Annotated in this window: 23 protein-coding genes and 1 pseudogene; all 24 read left to right on the top strand. The window is 56.2% G+C overall.

What is annotated here, in order from left to right; genetic code table 11:
• Nucleotides 1-89: pseudogene (locus EDC90_RS14840) on the top strand (elongation factor Tu); the annotation flags it as partial.
• A gap of 158 nt (nt 90-247) precedes the next feature.
• Nucleotides 248-556, top strand: coding sequence for a 30S ribosomal protein S10 (gene rpsJ, locus EDC90_RS14835; RefSeq protein WP_018065614.1), 309 nt, complete (start codon nt 248-250; stop codon nt 554-556).
• Nucleotides 557-678: 122 nt separating this feature from the next.
• Nucleotides 679-1,374, top strand: a complete 696-nt coding sequence (gene rplC, locus EDC90_RS14830) for a 50S ribosomal protein L3 (RefSeq protein WP_132312972.1) — start codon at nt 679-681, stop codon at nt 1,372-1,374.
• Entirely contained in the window at nt 1,374-1,994 is a 621-nt protein-coding gene (rplD, locus tag EDC90_RS14825; protein WP_132312970.1) for a 50S ribosomal protein L4, read from the top strand. The genes rplC and rplD overlap by 1 nt, the downstream gene beginning before the upstream one ends.
• Nucleotides 1,991-2,284 carry a 50S ribosomal protein L23 gene (locus EDC90_RS14820; RefSeq protein ID WP_132312968.1) on the top strand — a complete coding sequence of 98 codons (294 nt, stop codon included), beginning with the start codon at nt 1,991-1,993 and terminating at the stop codon, nt 2,282-2,284. The genes rplD and EDC90_RS14820 overlap by 4 nt, the downstream gene beginning before the upstream one ends.
• Before the next feature lie 40 nt (nt 2,285-2,324).
• Nucleotides 2,325-3,161: a 50S ribosomal protein L2 gene (rplB, locus tag EDC90_RS14815; RefSeq protein WP_132312966.1), complete on the top strand. Its 837-nt coding sequence runs from the start codon at nt 2,325-2,327 to the stop codon at nt 3,159-3,161.
• A 15-nt stretch (nt 3,162-3,176) separates the two neighbouring features.
• The gene (gene rpsS / locus EDC90_RS14810; protein ID WP_132312964.1) at nt 3,177-3,455 is read left to right on the top strand and encodes a 30S ribosomal protein S19; all 279 of its coding nucleotides are present in this window, start codon (nt 3,177-3,179) and stop codon (nt 3,453-3,455) included.
• Nucleotides 3,456-3,457: 2 nt separating this feature from the next.
• Nucleotides 3,458-3,841: a 50S ribosomal protein L22 gene (gene rplV, locus EDC90_RS14805; protein ID WP_132312962.1), complete on the top strand. Its 384-nt coding sequence runs from the start codon at nt 3,458-3,460 to the stop codon at nt 3,839-3,841.
• The gene (gene rpsC / locus EDC90_RS14800; RefSeq protein ID WP_132312960.1) at nt 3,841-4,554 is read left to right on the top strand and encodes a 30S ribosomal protein S3; all 714 of its coding nucleotides are present in this window, start codon (nt 3,841-3,843) and stop codon (nt 4,552-4,554) included. The genes rplV and rpsC overlap by 1 nt, the downstream gene beginning before the upstream one ends.
• A gap of 37 nt (nt 4,555-4,591) precedes the next feature.
• Nucleotides 4,592-5,005, top strand: coding sequence for a 50S ribosomal protein L16 (rplP, locus tag EDC90_RS14795; protein WP_132312958.1), 414 nt, complete (start codon nt 4,592-4,594; stop codon nt 5,003-5,005).
• Between the two features lie 12 nt (nt 5,006-5,017).
• A complete protein-coding gene (rpmC, locus tag EDC90_RS14790) occupies nt 5,018-5,218 on the top strand; it encodes a 50S ribosomal protein L29 (protein WP_132312956.1) in 201 nt (66 codons plus the stop codon).
• Between the two features lie 24 nt (nt 5,219-5,242).
• On the top strand, nt 5,243-5,479 hold the full coding sequence (gene rpsQ / locus EDC90_RS14785) for a 30S ribosomal protein S17 (protein WP_132312954.1): 237 nt from the start codon (nt 5,243-5,245) through the stop codon (nt 5,477-5,479).
• Nucleotides 5,480-5,857: 378 nt separating this feature from the next.
• On the top strand, nt 5,858-6,226 hold the full coding sequence (rplN, locus tag EDC90_RS14780) for a 50S ribosomal protein L14 (protein WP_132312952.1): 369 nt from the start codon (nt 5,858-5,860) through the stop codon (nt 6,224-6,226).
• Nucleotides 6,227-6,240: 14 nt separating this feature from the next.
• Complete coding sequence (rplX, locus tag EDC90_RS14775) at nt 6,241-6,552, top strand: 50S ribosomal protein L24 (protein ID WP_132312950.1); 312 nt, start codon at nt 6,241-6,243, stop codon at nt 6,550-6,552.
• Nucleotides 6,545-7,102 carry a 50S ribosomal protein L5 gene (gene rplE, locus EDC90_RS14770; RefSeq protein ID WP_132312948.1) on the top strand — a complete coding sequence of 186 codons (558 nt, stop codon included), beginning with the start codon at nt 6,545-6,547 and terminating at the stop codon, nt 7,100-7,102. The genes rplX and rplE overlap by 8 nt, the downstream gene beginning before the upstream one ends.
• 33 nt (nt 7,103-7,135) lie before the next feature.
• The gene (rpsN, locus tag EDC90_RS14765) at nt 7,136-7,441 is read left to right on the top strand and encodes a 30S ribosomal protein S14 (RefSeq protein WP_132312946.1); all 306 of its coding nucleotides are present in this window, start codon (nt 7,136-7,138) and stop codon (nt 7,439-7,441) included.
• Nucleotides 7,442-7,453: 12 nt separating this feature from the next.
• Nucleotides 7,454-7,852, top strand: coding sequence for a 30S ribosomal protein S8 (rpsH, locus tag EDC90_RS14760; RefSeq protein ID WP_132312944.1), 399 nt, complete (start codon nt 7,454-7,456; stop codon nt 7,850-7,852).
• 42 nt (nt 7,853-7,894) lie between these two features.
• Nucleotides 7,895-8,428 carry a 50S ribosomal protein L6 gene (gene rplF / locus EDC90_RS14755; RefSeq protein ID WP_132312942.1) on the top strand — a complete coding sequence of 178 codons (534 nt, stop codon included), beginning with the start codon at nt 7,895-7,897 and terminating at the stop codon, nt 8,426-8,428.
• A 12-nt stretch (nt 8,429-8,440) separates the two neighbouring features.
• Nucleotides 8,441-8,803 (top strand): 50S ribosomal protein L18, encoded by a 363-nt coding sequence (rplR, locus tag EDC90_RS14750; RefSeq protein ID WP_132312940.1) that lies wholly within the window; start codon nt 8,441-8,443, stop codon nt 8,801-8,803.
• Nucleotides 8,804-8,991: 188 nt separating this feature from the next.
• Nucleotides 8,992-9,561, top strand: coding sequence for a 30S ribosomal protein S5 (gene rpsE, locus EDC90_RS14745; RefSeq protein WP_132312938.1), 570 nt, complete (start codon nt 8,992-8,994; stop codon nt 9,559-9,561).
• 14 nt (nt 9,562-9,575) lie between these two features.
• Entirely contained in the window at nt 9,576-9,776 is a 201-nt protein-coding gene (gene rpmD / locus EDC90_RS14740; RefSeq protein ID WP_132312936.1) for a 50S ribosomal protein L30, read from the top strand.
• 14 nt (nt 9,777-9,790) lie between these two features.
• On the top strand, nt 9,791-10,267 hold the full coding sequence (gene rplO, locus EDC90_RS14735) for a 50S ribosomal protein L15 (protein ID WP_132312934.1): 477 nt from the start codon (nt 9,791-9,793) through the stop codon (nt 10,265-10,267).
• A gap of 209 nt (nt 10,268-10,476) precedes the next feature.
• Nucleotides 10,477-11,814 (top strand): preprotein translocase subunit SecY, encoded by a 1,338-nt coding sequence (gene secY, locus EDC90_RS14730; RefSeq protein ID WP_132312932.1) that lies wholly within the window; start codon nt 10,477-10,479, stop codon nt 11,812-11,814.
• Nucleotides 11,811-12,398 carry an adenylate kinase gene (locus EDC90_RS14725; protein WP_132312930.1) on the top strand — a complete coding sequence of 196 codons (588 nt, stop codon included), beginning with the start codon at nt 11,811-11,813 and terminating at the stop codon, nt 12,396-12,398. Before secY ends, EDC90_RS14725 begins: the two co-directional genes overlap by 4 nt.
• The last annotated feature ends 208 nt before the right edge of the window (nt 12,399-12,606 follow it).

Here is a 12,606-nt window from a genome sequence, read left to right as displayed (position 1 = left end):
CGATCGCGATGGAAGAAAAGCTTCGCTTCGCGATCCGCGAAGGTGGCCGCACCGTCGGCGCCGGTATCGTGGCTTCTATCGTCGAGTAATCGACGGGGCCTTTAGGCCCGGCAGGCGAAATGGTAGGGGCAGGGTGACCTGTCCCTACAGATTTTTGACAATGCGCGGGCCGCTGGCCAGACAATTAATTTAGCGCCTTTTTGCTGTTGGCGAAGGCGGAAATAAGAACAAGACAAGGACGAGTCGCATGAACGGCCAGAATATCCGCATCCGCCTGAAGGCGTTTGATCACCGGATCCTTGATGCCTCCACGCGTGAGATCGTTTCGACCGCCAAGCGGACCGGCGCCAATGTGCGCGGACCTGTTCCGCTTCCGACCCGGATCGAAAAGTTCACAGTCAACCGTGGTCCGCACATCGACAAGAAAAGCCGCGAGCAGTTTGAAATGCGCACACACAAGCGCCTGCTCGACATTGTAGATCCGACCCCGCAGACCGTCGACGCGCTTATGAAGCTCGATCTGGCGGCCGGTGTTGATGTCGAAATCAAGCTCTGATTTTCAGGGTAAAGATACAATAAACGGGACCAATCGTGCGGATGTAAACTGCGTACTGATGTCCCAAACAGAGACACGCGGGGGCCAGAAGCCCCGGCCGGAACTCTAAAAGGAATGAACCGATGCGTTCAGGTGTGATAGCACAGAAAGTGGGAATGACCCGCGTCTTTACAGACGAAGGAGAGCATATCCCTGTAACAGTTTTGCGAATGGACGACTGCCAGGTTGTCGCAACACGCACCAAAGATAAAAACGGCTATACGGCAGTTCAGCTCGGCGCTGGCCGTTCGAAGGTCAAGAACACTTCGAAGGCTCTGCGCGGACATTTTGCCAAGGGCTCGGTTGAGCCGAAGGCGAAGCTGGTCGAATTTCGCGTTTCGGAAGACAATCTGCTTGAAGTTGGCGCGGAACTGACCGCTGAACACTTCGTATCCGGGCAGCTTGTTGACGTGACCGGTACGACGATCGGTAAGGGTTTTGCCGGTGCCATGAAGCGCCATAACTTTGGCGGCCTTCGTGCAACACATGGTGTTTCGGTCTCGCACCGTTCGCATGGTTCGACGGGTTCCAACCAGGACCCGGGCAAGGTCTGGAAGGGCAAGAAGATGGCTGGTCATATGGGCCAGACGCGTGTCACGACCCAGAACCTTGAAATCGTTCGCGTTGATGCCGAGCGTGGCCTGATCCTCGTTAAGGGGGCCGTCCCCGGTTCGAAGGGCGCGTGGATCACGGTCCGCGATGCCGTTAAGTCCGGTGTTCCTGAAAACGCGCCGCGGCCTGCCGGCCTGCGCGCGGCTGAAACCAATGGAGCCGAATAATGGATCTCACTGTTAAAACACTTGAGGGCAAGGACGCCGGCAAGGTCAGCCTGAAGGAAGAGATCTTCGGTCTGGAACCGCGCGAAGATATTCTTGCCCGTATGGTCCGCTACCAGCTGGCCAAGAAGCGTCAGGGTAGCCACAAGACTAAAGGCCGCTCGGAAGTCGCTCTGACCGGTGCGAAGATGTACAAGCAGAAGGGTACGGGTAATGCCCGTCACCATGCAAAGCGCGCTCCGCAGTTCCGCGGTGGTGGTCGTGCGCATGGCCCGGTTGTTCGCGATCATTCGCACGACCTGCCGAAGAAGCTTCGTGCACTGGCTCTTAAGCATGCGCTTTCGACGAAGGCTAAGGCTGAGAACCTGATCATTGTTGATGATCTGGTCACAGCAGAAGCAAAGACCAAGGCACTGACGGCTCAGTTTTCCGGTCTCGGTCTCGAGAATGCGCTGATCGTCGGCGGTTCGGAAGTCGACAGCAACTTCAAGCTTGCTGCCCGCAATATTCCGAATATCGATGTTCTGCCGGTTCAGGGCATTAATGTTTACGATATTCTGCGGCGCGGGAAGCTCGTTCTTTCCAAGTCTGCTGTTGAAGCTCTGGAGGAGCGGTTCAAATGAGCGATATCCGCCATTACGACGTGATCGTTTCGCCGGTCATCACTGAAAAGTCGACCCTGGTTTCTGATAATAATCAGGTCGTGTTCAATGTTGCCAAGCAGGCGAGCAAGCCGGAAATCAAGGCCGCTGTCGAAGAACTTTTCGGCGTCAAGGTCAAGGCCGTCAACACGCTCGTCCGCAAGGGCAAGATCAAGCGCTTCCGGGGCTTTTCCGGCAAGCAGAAGGACGTCAAAAAGGCGATCGTCACGCTGGCTGAAGGTCAGTCTGTTGACGTGACGACCGGCGTTTAAGCAGGCCCGGTAGGGTAAAAACCCAGTAGGGAATGAGAAAATGGCATTGAAAACATTCAATCCGACAACGCCGAGCCAGCGCCAACTGGTAATCGTCGAGCGTTCGGAGCTTTACAAGGGCAAGCCTGTCAAGTCTTTGACACAGGGCCTGTCGTCCAAGGGCGGCCGCAACAACGCCGGTCGCGTCACGGCGCGCTTTCAGGGTGGTGGTCACAAGCGGACCTACCGTCTGATCGATTTCAAGCGTCGCAAGTTCGGTGTTGAAGGTACGGTCGAGCGTCTGGAATACGACCCCAACCGTTCGGCCTTCATCGCGTTGATCAAGTACGAAGATGGTGAGCAGGCTTACGTTCTGGCGCCGCAGCGTCTGGCTGCCGGCGACAAGATCCGGTCTTCTGAAACCGCCATCGACGTCAAGCCCGGCAACACCATGCCGCTGCGCTTTGTTCCGGTTGGCTCGATCGTTCATAACGTCGAGATGAAGCCGGGCAAGGGCGGTCAGCTGGCCCGTTCAGCTGGTGCTTATGTTCAGCTCGTTGGCCGTGACCAGGGTATGGCGATTATTCGCCTCAACTCCGGTGAGCAGCGTCTGGTACCGGGCTCTTGCCTGGCCACCGTCGGTGCTGTGTCCAACCCGGATCACTCCAACACGAATGACGGCAAGGCCGGTCGCTCGCGCTGGCGTGGCAAGCGTCCGCATGTTCGCGGCGTCGTCATGAACCCGATTGACCACCCGCACGGCGGTGGTGAAGGCCGCACCTCCGGTGGCCGTCATCCAGTATCGCCCTGGGGCAAGCCCACCAAGGGCAAGCGCACCCGTTCGAACAAGTCGACCGACAAGTTCATCATGCGCTCGCGCCACCAGAAGAAGAAATAAGAGAGGTAGTCTTAAATGGCTCGTTCAGTATGGAAGGGACCGTTTGTTGACGGCTATCTTCTCAAGAAGGCTGAGAAGGTGCGCGAAAGCGGTCGTCATGAAGTGATCAAGATCTGGAGCCGTCGCTCCACGATCATGCCACAGTTCGTCGGCCTGACGTTCGGCGTATACAACGGTTCGAAGCACATTCCGGTTTCCGTGTCGGAAGAGATGGTAGGGCACAAGTTTGGTGAGTTTGCACCGACACGTACCTACTACGGTCACGGCGCCGACAAGAAGGCGAAGAGGAAGTAACAATGGGCAAGGCAAAAGCCGCTCGTCGGCTTAAGGACAACGAGGCGCAGGCTGTTACGCGCACGATCCGCATCAGCCCCCAGAAGCTCAACCTCGTCGCCGCTATGATTCGCGGCAAGAAGGTTGACCGGGCTTTGGCCGATCTTGAATTTTCGCAGAAGCGGATTTCCGAGACAGTCAAGAAGACTTTGGAATCGGCTATCGCGAACGCCGAAAACAATCACGATCTGGATGTCGATTCCCTGATCGTCGCAGAAGCCTATGTCGGCAAGTCGATTGTCGCCAAGCGCTTCATGGTTCGCGGTCGCGGTCGCGCTTCGCGCATTCTGAAGCCGTTCTCGCACCTGACGATCGTCGTCCGTGAAGTCGAAGAGGAGGCCGCATAATGGGTCAGAAAATTAATCCAATCGGTTTCCGTCTCGGCATCAACCGCACGTGGGACAGCCGCTGGTTTGCAGACAATCATGAATATGGTCGTCTGCTTCATGAGGACCTGAAGATCCGTAGCTTCATCCAGAAGGAACTGAAGCAGGCGGGTGTTGCCAAGGTCGTCATCGAGCGTCCGCACAAGAAGTGCCGTGTGACGATCCATTCGGCGCGTCCGGGCCTGATCATCGGCAAGAAGGGCGCAGACATCGAAAAGCTGCGTCGCAAGCTCTCGACGATGACGGATTCGGAAATGCACCTCAACATCGTTGAAGTGCGTAAGCCGGAAACCGACGCAACGCTCGTTGCTCAGTCGATCGCTCAGCAGCTGGAACGCCGTGTTGCGTTCCGCCGCGCCATGAAGCGTTCGGTTCAGTCGGCAATGCGTCTCGGCGCTGAAGGTATTCGTATCGTCTGCGGTGGCCGTCTTGGTGGTGCTGAAATCGCTCGTACCGAATGGTATCGTGAAGGTCGCGTTCCGCTTCACACGCTGCGCGCCGACATCGACTACGGCACGGCCGAAGCAGAAACCGCGTACGGCATCTGCGGCATCAAGGTCTGGATCTTCAAGGGTGAAATCCTTGAGCATGATCCGATGGCTTCCGAGCGTCGCGCAACCGAAGGCGACAACAAGGGTAACAGCGGCAACAATCGCCGCCGCGAAAACGCCTGATAGGGGCGTTTTCCGCGAAGTTCGGAGATAAAAGAAAATGTTGCAGCCAAAGCGTACAAAGTACCGCAAGCAGTTCAAAGGCCGCATCCATGGCGTTGCCAAGGGCGGCAGCGACCTGGCTTTCGGTGAATATGGGCTGAAGGCGCAGGAACCCAACCGCGTTAACGCACGTGAGATCGAAGCGGCCCGCCGTGCGATCACCCGTCACATGAAGCGTGCCGGTCGTGTGTGGATCCGTATTTTCCCTGACACGCCGGTCACCTCCAAGCCGACCGAAGTGCGTATGGGTAAAGGTAAGGGCGGCGTCGACTATTGGGCGGCCCGCGTTAAACCTGGCCGGATCATGTTCGAAATCGATGGTGTGAGCGAAGAAATTGCACGTGAAGCCCTGCGTCTCGGCGCAGCCAAGCTTTCGGTCAAGACGCGCTTCATCCAGCGTATCGCTGACTAAGGAGTTGTACCGATGAAAACTTCAGACGTACACGCCATGACCGAAGACCAGCTCAAGGACGAGCTCGCCAAGCTGAAGAAAGAGCAGTTCAACCTGCGCTTCCAGAAGGCGACAGGACAGCTGGAGCAGACGGCGCGCATCAAGGAAGTGCGCCGCGACATTGCGCGTGTTAAAACCATTGCTGCCCAGAAGGCAGCGGCCGCCAAGGCCTGAACCAGATAGAGGACCGACAAGAAAATGCCTAAACGCATCCTGCAAGGCGTTGTCGTAAGCGACAAGAACGATAAAACGGTCGTCGTCCGGGTTGAGCGTCGTTTCGCCCACCCGCTGATGCAGAAGACTGTTCGCCGCTCGAAGAAGTACAAGGCGCATGACGCCGAGAACCAGTTCAAGGTCGGTGATATGGTGTCCATTGAAGAATGCGCGCCTGTTTCCAAGGACAAGCGCTGGACGGTGGTTTCCAACCAGTCTTGAGACTGAAAGATCAGAAAGCCGGCTCATAAAGAACAGTTCTTTGGGGCCGGCTTTCACACAGTCTGGACGTATAAAACACTGTTATAGTGTGTTCGTTTTGACTGATTGGCCTGAGGCTCTTGCGCTTTGGCCAGAAATCTGTATGAAGCACGGCGAAGAAGTGCAACGGGCGTTCGGAAACGGATGGCCCTTTTGCTTATTAGCGCTTCCCTCTTTTTTGAGGGAGAAATCTTCGTCTAGTAGCGCTGGCAAGAAGTTTTTAAGCGGCCGCAGGGTTCGAGAGAGCAGGGCGGACGCTTTGATACGTGTCGGATTAAGCTGGTCTAGGGGGCGATGAGGTGCCCAACCGGTCCGGTAACAACAAGAAGGCGACCTGATATGATTCAGATGCAAACAAACCTCGATGTGGCGGATAATTCCGGCGCACGTCGTGTCATGTGCATCAAGGTTCTGGGCGGCTCCAAGCGTAAATATGCCTCGATTGGCGATGTTATCGTCGTATCGGTTAAGGAGGCTATTCCGCGCGGGCGCGTCAAGAAGGGCGATGTGATGAAGGCTGTCGTCGTACGCACGGCCAAGGACATTCGCCGGGCCGATGGCTCCGTCATCCGTTTTGACAGCAATGCAGCTGTCCTGATTAACAACAACAAAGAGCCGATTGGTACGCGTATCTTCGGGCCTGTTCCGCGTGAGCTTCGCGGTAAGCGCCACATGAAGATCATCTCCCTGGCTCCGGAAGTTCTGTAAGGGGAGCGCGAGAAATGCAGAGAATCAAAAAGGGCGACAAAGTCGTCGTGGTTGCCGGAAAAGACAAAGGCCGTACGGGCGAAGTCGTTTCGGTAATGCCGAAAGAAGACCGCGCTGTGGTTTCGGGTATCAATGTTGTGCGTCGCCATCAGCGTCAGACGCAGACCACCGAAGCCGGTATCGTAACCAAGGAAGCGCCGATCCATCTGTCCAGCCTTCAGATTGCCGATCCCAAGGATGGCAAGCCGACCCGTGTCGGTTTCAAGGTCGAGGGTGACAAGAAGGTCCGCTATGCCAAGCGTTCGGGAGAAGTGATCGATGGCTGATGCAGTTTACACGCCGCGGCTGAAGAAGATTTACGCCGACAAGATCCGTGCCGAAATGCAGGAAGCACATTCCTACACCAACCCGATGATGATCCCGCGTCTGGATAAGATCGTGATCAACATGGGTGTTGGTGAAGCTGTTGCCGACTCGAAGAAGCCAACCAATGCTGCTGCAGATCTGACGGCAATTGCCGGTCAGAAGGCTGTCATCACGCATGCCCGTAACTCGATTGCTGGCTTCAAGGTTCGTGAAGGCATGCCGATCGGCGCCAAGGTGACGCTGCGCGGCAACCGCATGTATGAATTCCTGGACCGTTTGGTTTACATCGCGCTTCCGCGCGTTCGTGACTTTCGCGGTCTGAATCCGAAGAGCTTTGACGGTCGTGGCAACTTCGCCATGGGCATCAAGGAGCACATCGTGTTCCCAGAGATCGAATACGACAAGGTCGATCAGATGTGGGGCATGGACATCATCGTTTGCACGACGGCTACCTCGGACGACGAAGCCCGGACGCTTTTGACAGCGTTCAACTTCCCGTTCCGTAAGTAACCGTAACGACGAGCGTAGAAAAGGAACAACGACATGGCGAAAGTAAGCGCAGTCGAAAAGAACAAGCGCCGCCGCAAGACGGTCGCCCGGGATGCTGAAAAGCGTGCCGCGCTGAAGGCGATCATCAAGAATCAGGAGCTTCCGATCGAAGAGCGTTTCCGCGCTTCGCTTAAGCTTGCTGACATGCCGCGTGACGGCTCCAAGACGCGGATCCGCAACCGCTGCGAAGTTTCCGGCCGCCCGCGCGGTTACTATCGGAAACTGGGTATGTCCCGTATCGCGCTGCGTGATCTGGGCAACACCGGCAAGGTGCCGGGCGTCGTCAAGTCAAGCTGGTAAGGAGGTATCCCCATGGCAATGTCTGATCCACTGGGCGATATGCTCACTCGTATCCGTAACGGCGCTTCGCGTCGGAAGTCATCCGTAACCACGCCGGCTTCCAAGCTGCGTGCACGTGTTCTGGATGTTCTTCAGTCGGAAGGTTATATCCGCGGTTACACGCAGACCGAATTCGAAAACGGTAAGTCCGAGATTGAAATTGAACTGAAGTATTTCGAAGGTCATTCGGTTATTCGTGAGATTGGCCGCGTTTCGAAGCCGGGCCGCCGGGTTTATGTCTCGGTCAAGTCCATTCCGCAGGTCGCTAACGGTCTGGGTATCACCATTCTTTCCACGCCGAAGGGTGTGATGGCTGATCACCAGGCTCGCGAACAGAATGTTGGTGGTGAGGTTCTTTGCTCGGTCTTCTAAGATCGTTCACGGAAACTCCTAACGAAACAGACAGGTAGAAAAATGTCTCGTATCGGTAAAAGACCCGTTCAGGTTCCGGCTGGTGTAACTGCGACCGTTGACGGCCAGAAAATCACAGCCAAGGGCCCGAAGGGCGAGCTGGTTTTCGTCGCGAATGACGAAGTCAGCGTCAAAATGGAAGATAATGCGATTGTCGTTGAGCCTATCAATCAGTCTCAGGACGCACGTGCAAAATGGGGCATGTCCCGCACGATGGTTCAGAACCTGATCAAGGGCGTTACGGATGGTTTCGAGCGTAAGCTTGAAATCAACGGCGTTGGTTACCGCGCTGCCATGCAGGGCAAGAACCTTCAGCTCTCGCTTGGTTTCAGCCACGACGTGGTTTACCAGCCGCCGGAAGGCATCCAGATCGCCTGCCCGAAGCCGACCGAAATTACGGTAACCGGCATCGACAAGCAGCAGGTCGGTCAGGTCGCTGCGCATATTCGCGAATATCGCGGTCCCGAGCCCTACAAGGGCAAGGGCGTGAAATACGCTGAAGAGCGCATCGTCCGTAAGGAAGGCAAGAAGAAGTAAGGAGCACGCGTTATGGCTAGCAGAAAAGAGACGATTGCACGCCGCGCTATGCGTGTTCGTCGTCAGGTCAAGAAGGTGGCGAACGGGCGTCCGCGTCTTTCCGTTCACCGTTCTTCCAAGAATATCTATGCCCAGATCATCGATGACAGGGCCGGTCGCACGCTCGCTGCTGCTTCCACCCTCGATCAGGGCCTGCGTTCGTCTTTGAAGACGGGTGCAGACAAGGGCGCAGCAGAGGCTGTTGGCAAGCTCGTTGCTGAGCGTGCCGTCAAGGCTGGTGTCAAGGACGTTGTTTTTGATCGTGGTGCATTCCTGTTCCATGGCCGTGTTAAGGCTCTGGCAGATGGTGCACGTGAAGGCGGTCTGAACTTCTGAGGACTGGCGGCGCTGGTTTTCCAGTGCCGCTTGCATCGCATTTGCGCGATGCTGCGATACAGACTGAGGCGGGACTGCGTTTCCTTTGGAAGTAGCAAGTCGCCTTGGTTTTCACTGGCCTCATCACATGTGTTGATGATGGCCCTTCAATCTGCCGATTGGACCCGGAAAAGAACAAGGATAGGACAATGGCACAGGAAAGACGGGGATCGCGTGACGATCGCCAGAACAGGGAAGAGCGCGACAGCGAGTTCGTTGATAAGCTGGTCGCGATTAACCGAGTCGCCAAGACCGTCAAGGGCGGTCGCCGCATGGGCTTTGCCGCTCTCGTGGTTGTTGGTGATGGCAAGGGCCGCGTTGGCTTCGGTCACGGTAAGGCGCGCGAAGTGCCGGAAGCAATCCGCAAGGCAACTGAAGCTGCCAAGCGCGAAATGATTTTCGTTCCGCTGCGCGACGGCCGTACACTTCATCACGACGTCAAGGGCCGTCATGGCGCTGGTAAGGTGCTTCTGCGCACTGCCAAGGCCGGTACTGGAATCATTGCCGGTGGTCCGATGCGTGCTGTTTTCGAAACGCTTGGCGTTGCAGATGTGGTTGCCAAGTCGACGGGTACGTCGAACCCTTACAACATGGTTCGCGCCACGTTTGATGCCCTCAAGAGCCAGATGCATCCGAAGGATGTCGCTGCTCAGCGCGGTATCAAATACGCTACGCTCCAGGCTCGCCGCGAAGCCGCTGGCGCAATGATCGACGAGTGATAGGAGAGGCTTAAATGGCTAAGGCTAGCACAAAGAAGACCATCACCGTTGAGCAGATCGGCAGCCCGATCCGCCGTCCCGAAGCCCAGCGCAAGACGCTGATCGGCCTCGGTCTCAACAAGATGCATCGCCGCCGCACGCTGGAAGATACCCCTGCAGTGCGTGGCATGATCAACAAGATCGCCCATCTCGTACGCGTCGTCGACGAGAAGTGAGACGGGAGCAAAAGATGAAACTGAACGAAATCAAGGACCGCGAAGGCGCTACGCATTCCAAGAAGCGCGTTGGTCGCGGTATCGGTTCGGGCCTCGGCAAGACCGGCGGTCGCGGCGTTAAAGGTCAGAAGTCCCGTTCGGGCGTTGCTATCAACGGTTTCGAGGGCGGCCAGATGCCGATCTATCGTCGTCTGCCGAAGCGTGGCTTCACCAACATCTTCGCCAAGAGTTATTCGGAAGTATCTCTCGGTCGCTTGCAGGCCGCTGTTGATGCCAAGAAGCTGGATGCGAAGAAGACGGTTAATGCCGAAGCGCTGAAGGAAGCCGGTGTGATTCGCCGGGTCAAAGACGGTGTTCGGGTCTTGTCCGATGGCGAACTGAAGACCAAGCTGACGATCGAAGTTGCCGGCGCATCGAAAGCCGCAATCGAGAAGATCGAAAAGGCTGGCGGCACCATCTCGGTGCTGAATGCTAAAAAAGACGCCGAATAATTTCGGTTTGAAATAAAAATGATCGCCCGGAGTGCTTCACACCGGGCGTTTTTTCTTCCATATGTGCCTCGGTCACCGGCGCGTCCAGAAGACGGCGGTGACTTATTGCTGTTTTGAGCTGCCGCGTTTGATGCGCGTCAGGTCTGGCAATAGGGTAACAAACGCACCGGGCGCCAATGTGGTGGCCGTGCGGCGACGCGGAGATACGCATGGCTTCTGCAGCGGAACAACTGGCTTCCAATCTCAATTTCTCAACCTTCGCCAAAGCGACGGATCTGAAGAAGCGAATCTGGTTCACGCTTCTTGCGCTTCTGGTCTATCGGCTGGGTACGCATATTCCGCTTCCGGGGATCAACCTTGATGCTTATGCTCAGGCGTTCCAGGGTCAGTCTGAAGGCATTCTGGGCATGTTCAACATGTTCTCCGGTGGTGCCGTTCAGCGTATGGCGATCTTCGCTCTTGGCATTATGCCCTACATTTCGGCCTCGATTATTGTGCAGCTTCTGACTGCGGTGGTGCCGTCGCTGGAAGCGCTGAAGAAAGAGGGCGAGCAGGGCCGCAAGATTATCAATCAGTATACCCGTTACGGGACGGTTGTTCTGGCGACTGCGCAGGCATACGGCATCGCCGTCGGTCTGCAGTCGGGTAACAATCTGGTCACCAATCCGGGCTGGTTCTTTATTTTTTCCACCGTTGTCACGCTTGTTGGTGGCACCATGTTCCTGATGTGGCTTGGTGAGCAGATCACCTCACGCGGCATTGGTAACGGTATTTCGCTGATCATCTTTTCCGGTATTGTCGCCGGTCTGCCTGCTGCAATCGGCAATATGCTTGAGCTGTCGCGTGTGGGCTCGATTTCTGCGTTTGTTGCCGTTGGCGTTCTCATCGTTGTCATCGGTGTTTTTGCGCTGATCGTATTTGTTGAGCGTGCTCAGCGCCGCCTTCTGATTCAGTATCCGAAACGCCAGGTCGGCAACCGCATGTTCCAGGGCGATACCTCGCATCTCCCGCTGAAACTTAATACTGCGGGTGTTATTCCGGCGATTTTCGCATCTTCGCTGTTGCTGCTGCCAGCGACCATGGCTGGCTTCACGCAGAACGATCTTCCCGGCTGGGCGACCTCCATTATTTCAGCACTCGGGCACGGCCAGATCCTGTACATGGTCTTTTATGGCCTGCTGATCGCGTTCTTTGCGTTTTTCTACACAGCGATTGTGTTCAACCCGCAGGAAACCGCTGACAATCTGAAGCGTCACGGTGGTTTCATTCCGGGCATTCGTCCGGGTGAGCGTACTGCGGAGTATATCGATTACGTGCTGACCCGAATCACGGTGGTTGGTGCCATTTACCTGGTCTTCGTCTGCATTCTGCCTGAGATCCTTGTTGCCCGTACCGGCGTTTCGCTGGCCTTGGGTGGTACTTCGCTTTTGATTATTGTCAGTGTTACGCTCGACACTGTTTCGCAAATTCAGGGCCACCTCATCGCTCAGCAGTATGAGGGACTGATGAAGAAATCGAAGCTCCGGGGAGGAAAGAGGGGACGATGAGGCTTATTCTATTGGGGCCGCCTGGTGCCGGCAAAGGCACACAGGCACAGAGAATTGTGGCCAGACACGGCATTCCGCAGCTTTCGACGGGGGATATGCTTCGGGCCGCTGTTGCAGCGGGTACTGAAGTCGGTATGAAGGCAAAGGCGTTGATGGACGCTGGTGAGCTGGTTCCCGATGAGGTGGTGAACGCGATTGTCTCCGCCCGCATCGATGAAACCGATTGTGCTGACGGGTTTATTCTCGATGGTTATCCGCGCACGCTGATTCAGGCCGATGCCGTTGATGCGATGCTGGCTCAGAAAGGCCAGTCGCTCGATGTGGCGATTGAACTGGTCGTTGATGATTCGGCTATGGTGGATCGTATCCTTCGGCGCGCCGAGGAGGCGCGTGCAGCCGGTGAGCCAGTTCGAAAGGACGACAATGCAGAGGTCTATGCAGATCGCCTTCGTGCTTATTACAAGAGCACAGCGCCGCTGACCGGCTACTACTACGCCAAGAAGAAACTGTATTCGGTCGATGGCATGGCTGACATGGATACGGTAACAGAAAGCATCGAGGCGATTCTTTCGGAGCTGAAATAGGCGGCCCGGTGCGGCCTTGAAAGTTTCGGCTGAAATATTTGGGTCGGCGTCAGGTCGTTCTGGCTGGCGGCTACCCCAGAAATGTTAAGGAATCGGTTGCAATTCTGTGCCGTTTCCGTTATGAGCGCTCCAACTCTCGACATAGGGTTGAACCGAATGCGTCCTTATCTTTTCATGGTCAGGGCTTCGCTCGGTTTGTCCGGATGTT

Origin of the sequence: Martelella mediterranea (assembly GCF_004342225.1) — a bacterium.
GTDB classification, from domain to species: Bacteria; Pseudomonadota; Alphaproteobacteria; order Rhizobiales; family Rhizobiaceae; genus Martelella; species Martelella mediterranea_B.
The sequence above is the reverse complement of the archived record's forward strand: the minus strand, read 5'-3'. Positions and strand labels throughout refer to the sequence as shown.

Bases quoted from the DNA above. Each gene is read 5' to 3' on its own strand.
- rpmC (WP_132312956.1), top strand. From the start codon at position 5,018: ATGAAAACTTCAGACGTACACGCCATGACCGAAGACCAGCTCAAGGAC.
- rplF (WP_132312942.1), top strand. From the start codon at position 7,895: ATGTCTCGTATCGGTAAAAGACCCGTTCAGGTTCCGGCTGGTGTAACT.
- rpsE (WP_132312938.1), top strand. From the start codon at position 8,992: ATGGCACAGGAAAGACGGGGATCGCGTGACGATCGCCAGAACAGGGAA.
- rplP (WP_132312958.1), top strand. From the start codon at position 4,592: ATGTTGCAGCCAAAGCGTACAAAGTACCGCAAGCAGTTCAAAGGCCGC.
- rpsJ (WP_018065614.1), top strand. From the start codon at position 248: ATGAACGGCCAGAATATCCGCATCCGCCTGAAGGCGTTTGATCACCGG.
- secY (WP_132312932.1), top strand. From the start codon at position 10,477: ATGGCTTCTGCAGCGGAACAACTGGCTTCCAATCTCAATTTCTCAACC.
- rplE (WP_132312948.1), top strand. From the start codon at position 6,545: ATGGCTGATGCAGTTTACACGCCGCGGCTGAAGAAGATTTACGCCGAC.
- rpmD (WP_132312936.1), top strand. From the start codon at position 9,576: ATGGCTAAGGCTAGCACAAAGAAGACCATCACCGTTGAGCAGATCGGC.
- rpsC (WP_132312960.1), top strand. From the start codon at position 3,841: ATGGGTCAGAAAATTAATCCAATCGGTTTCCGTCTCGGCATCAACCGC.
- rpsQ (WP_132312954.1), top strand. From the start codon at position 5,243: ATGCCTAAACGCATCCTGCAAGGCGTTGTCGTAAGCGACAAGAACGAT.
- rplB (WP_132312966.1), top strand. From the start codon at position 2,325: ATGGCATTGAAAACATTCAATCCGACAACGCCGAGCCAGCGCCAACTG.
- rplC (WP_132312972.1), top strand. From the start codon at position 679: ATGCGTTCAGGTGTGATAGCACAGAAAGTGGGAATGACCCGCGTCTTT.
- rplD (WP_132312970.1), top strand. From the start codon at position 1,374: ATGGATCTCACTGTTAAAACACTTGAGGGCAAGGACGCCGGCAAGGTC.
- EDC90_RS14725 (WP_132312930.1), top strand. From the start codon at position 11,811: ATGAGGCTTATTCTATTGGGGCCGCCTGGTGCCGGCAAAGGCACACAG.
- rplX (WP_132312950.1), top strand. From the start codon at position 6,241: ATGCAGAGAATCAAAAAGGGCGACAAAGTCGTCGTGGTTGCCGGAAAA.
- rplR (WP_132312940.1), top strand. From the start codon at position 8,441: ATGGCTAGCAGAAAAGAGACGATTGCACGCCGCGCTATGCGTGTTCGT.
- rpsN (WP_132312946.1), top strand. From the start codon at position 7,136: ATGGCGAAAGTAAGCGCAGTCGAAAAGAACAAGCGCCGCCGCAAGACG.
- rpsH (WP_132312944.1), top strand. From the start codon at position 7,454: ATGGCAATGTCTGATCCACTGGGCGATATGCTCACTCGTATCCGTAAC.
- rpsS (WP_132312964.1), top strand. From the start codon at position 3,177: ATGGCTCGTTCAGTATGGAAGGGACCGTTTGTTGACGGCTATCTTCTC.
- rplV (WP_132312962.1), top strand. From the start codon at position 3,458: ATGGGCAAGGCAAAAGCCGCTCGTCGGCTTAAGGACAACGAGGCGCAG.
- rplN (WP_132312952.1), top strand. From the start codon at position 5,858: ATGATTCAGATGCAAACAAACCTCGATGTGGCGGATAATTCCGGCGCA.
- rplO (WP_132312934.1), top strand. From the start codon at position 9,791: ATGAAACTGAACGAAATCAAGGACCGCGAAGGCGCTACGCATTCCAAG.
- EDC90_RS14820 (WP_132312968.1), top strand. From the start codon at position 1,991: ATGAGCGATATCCGCCATTACGACGTGATCGTTTCGCCGGTCATCACT.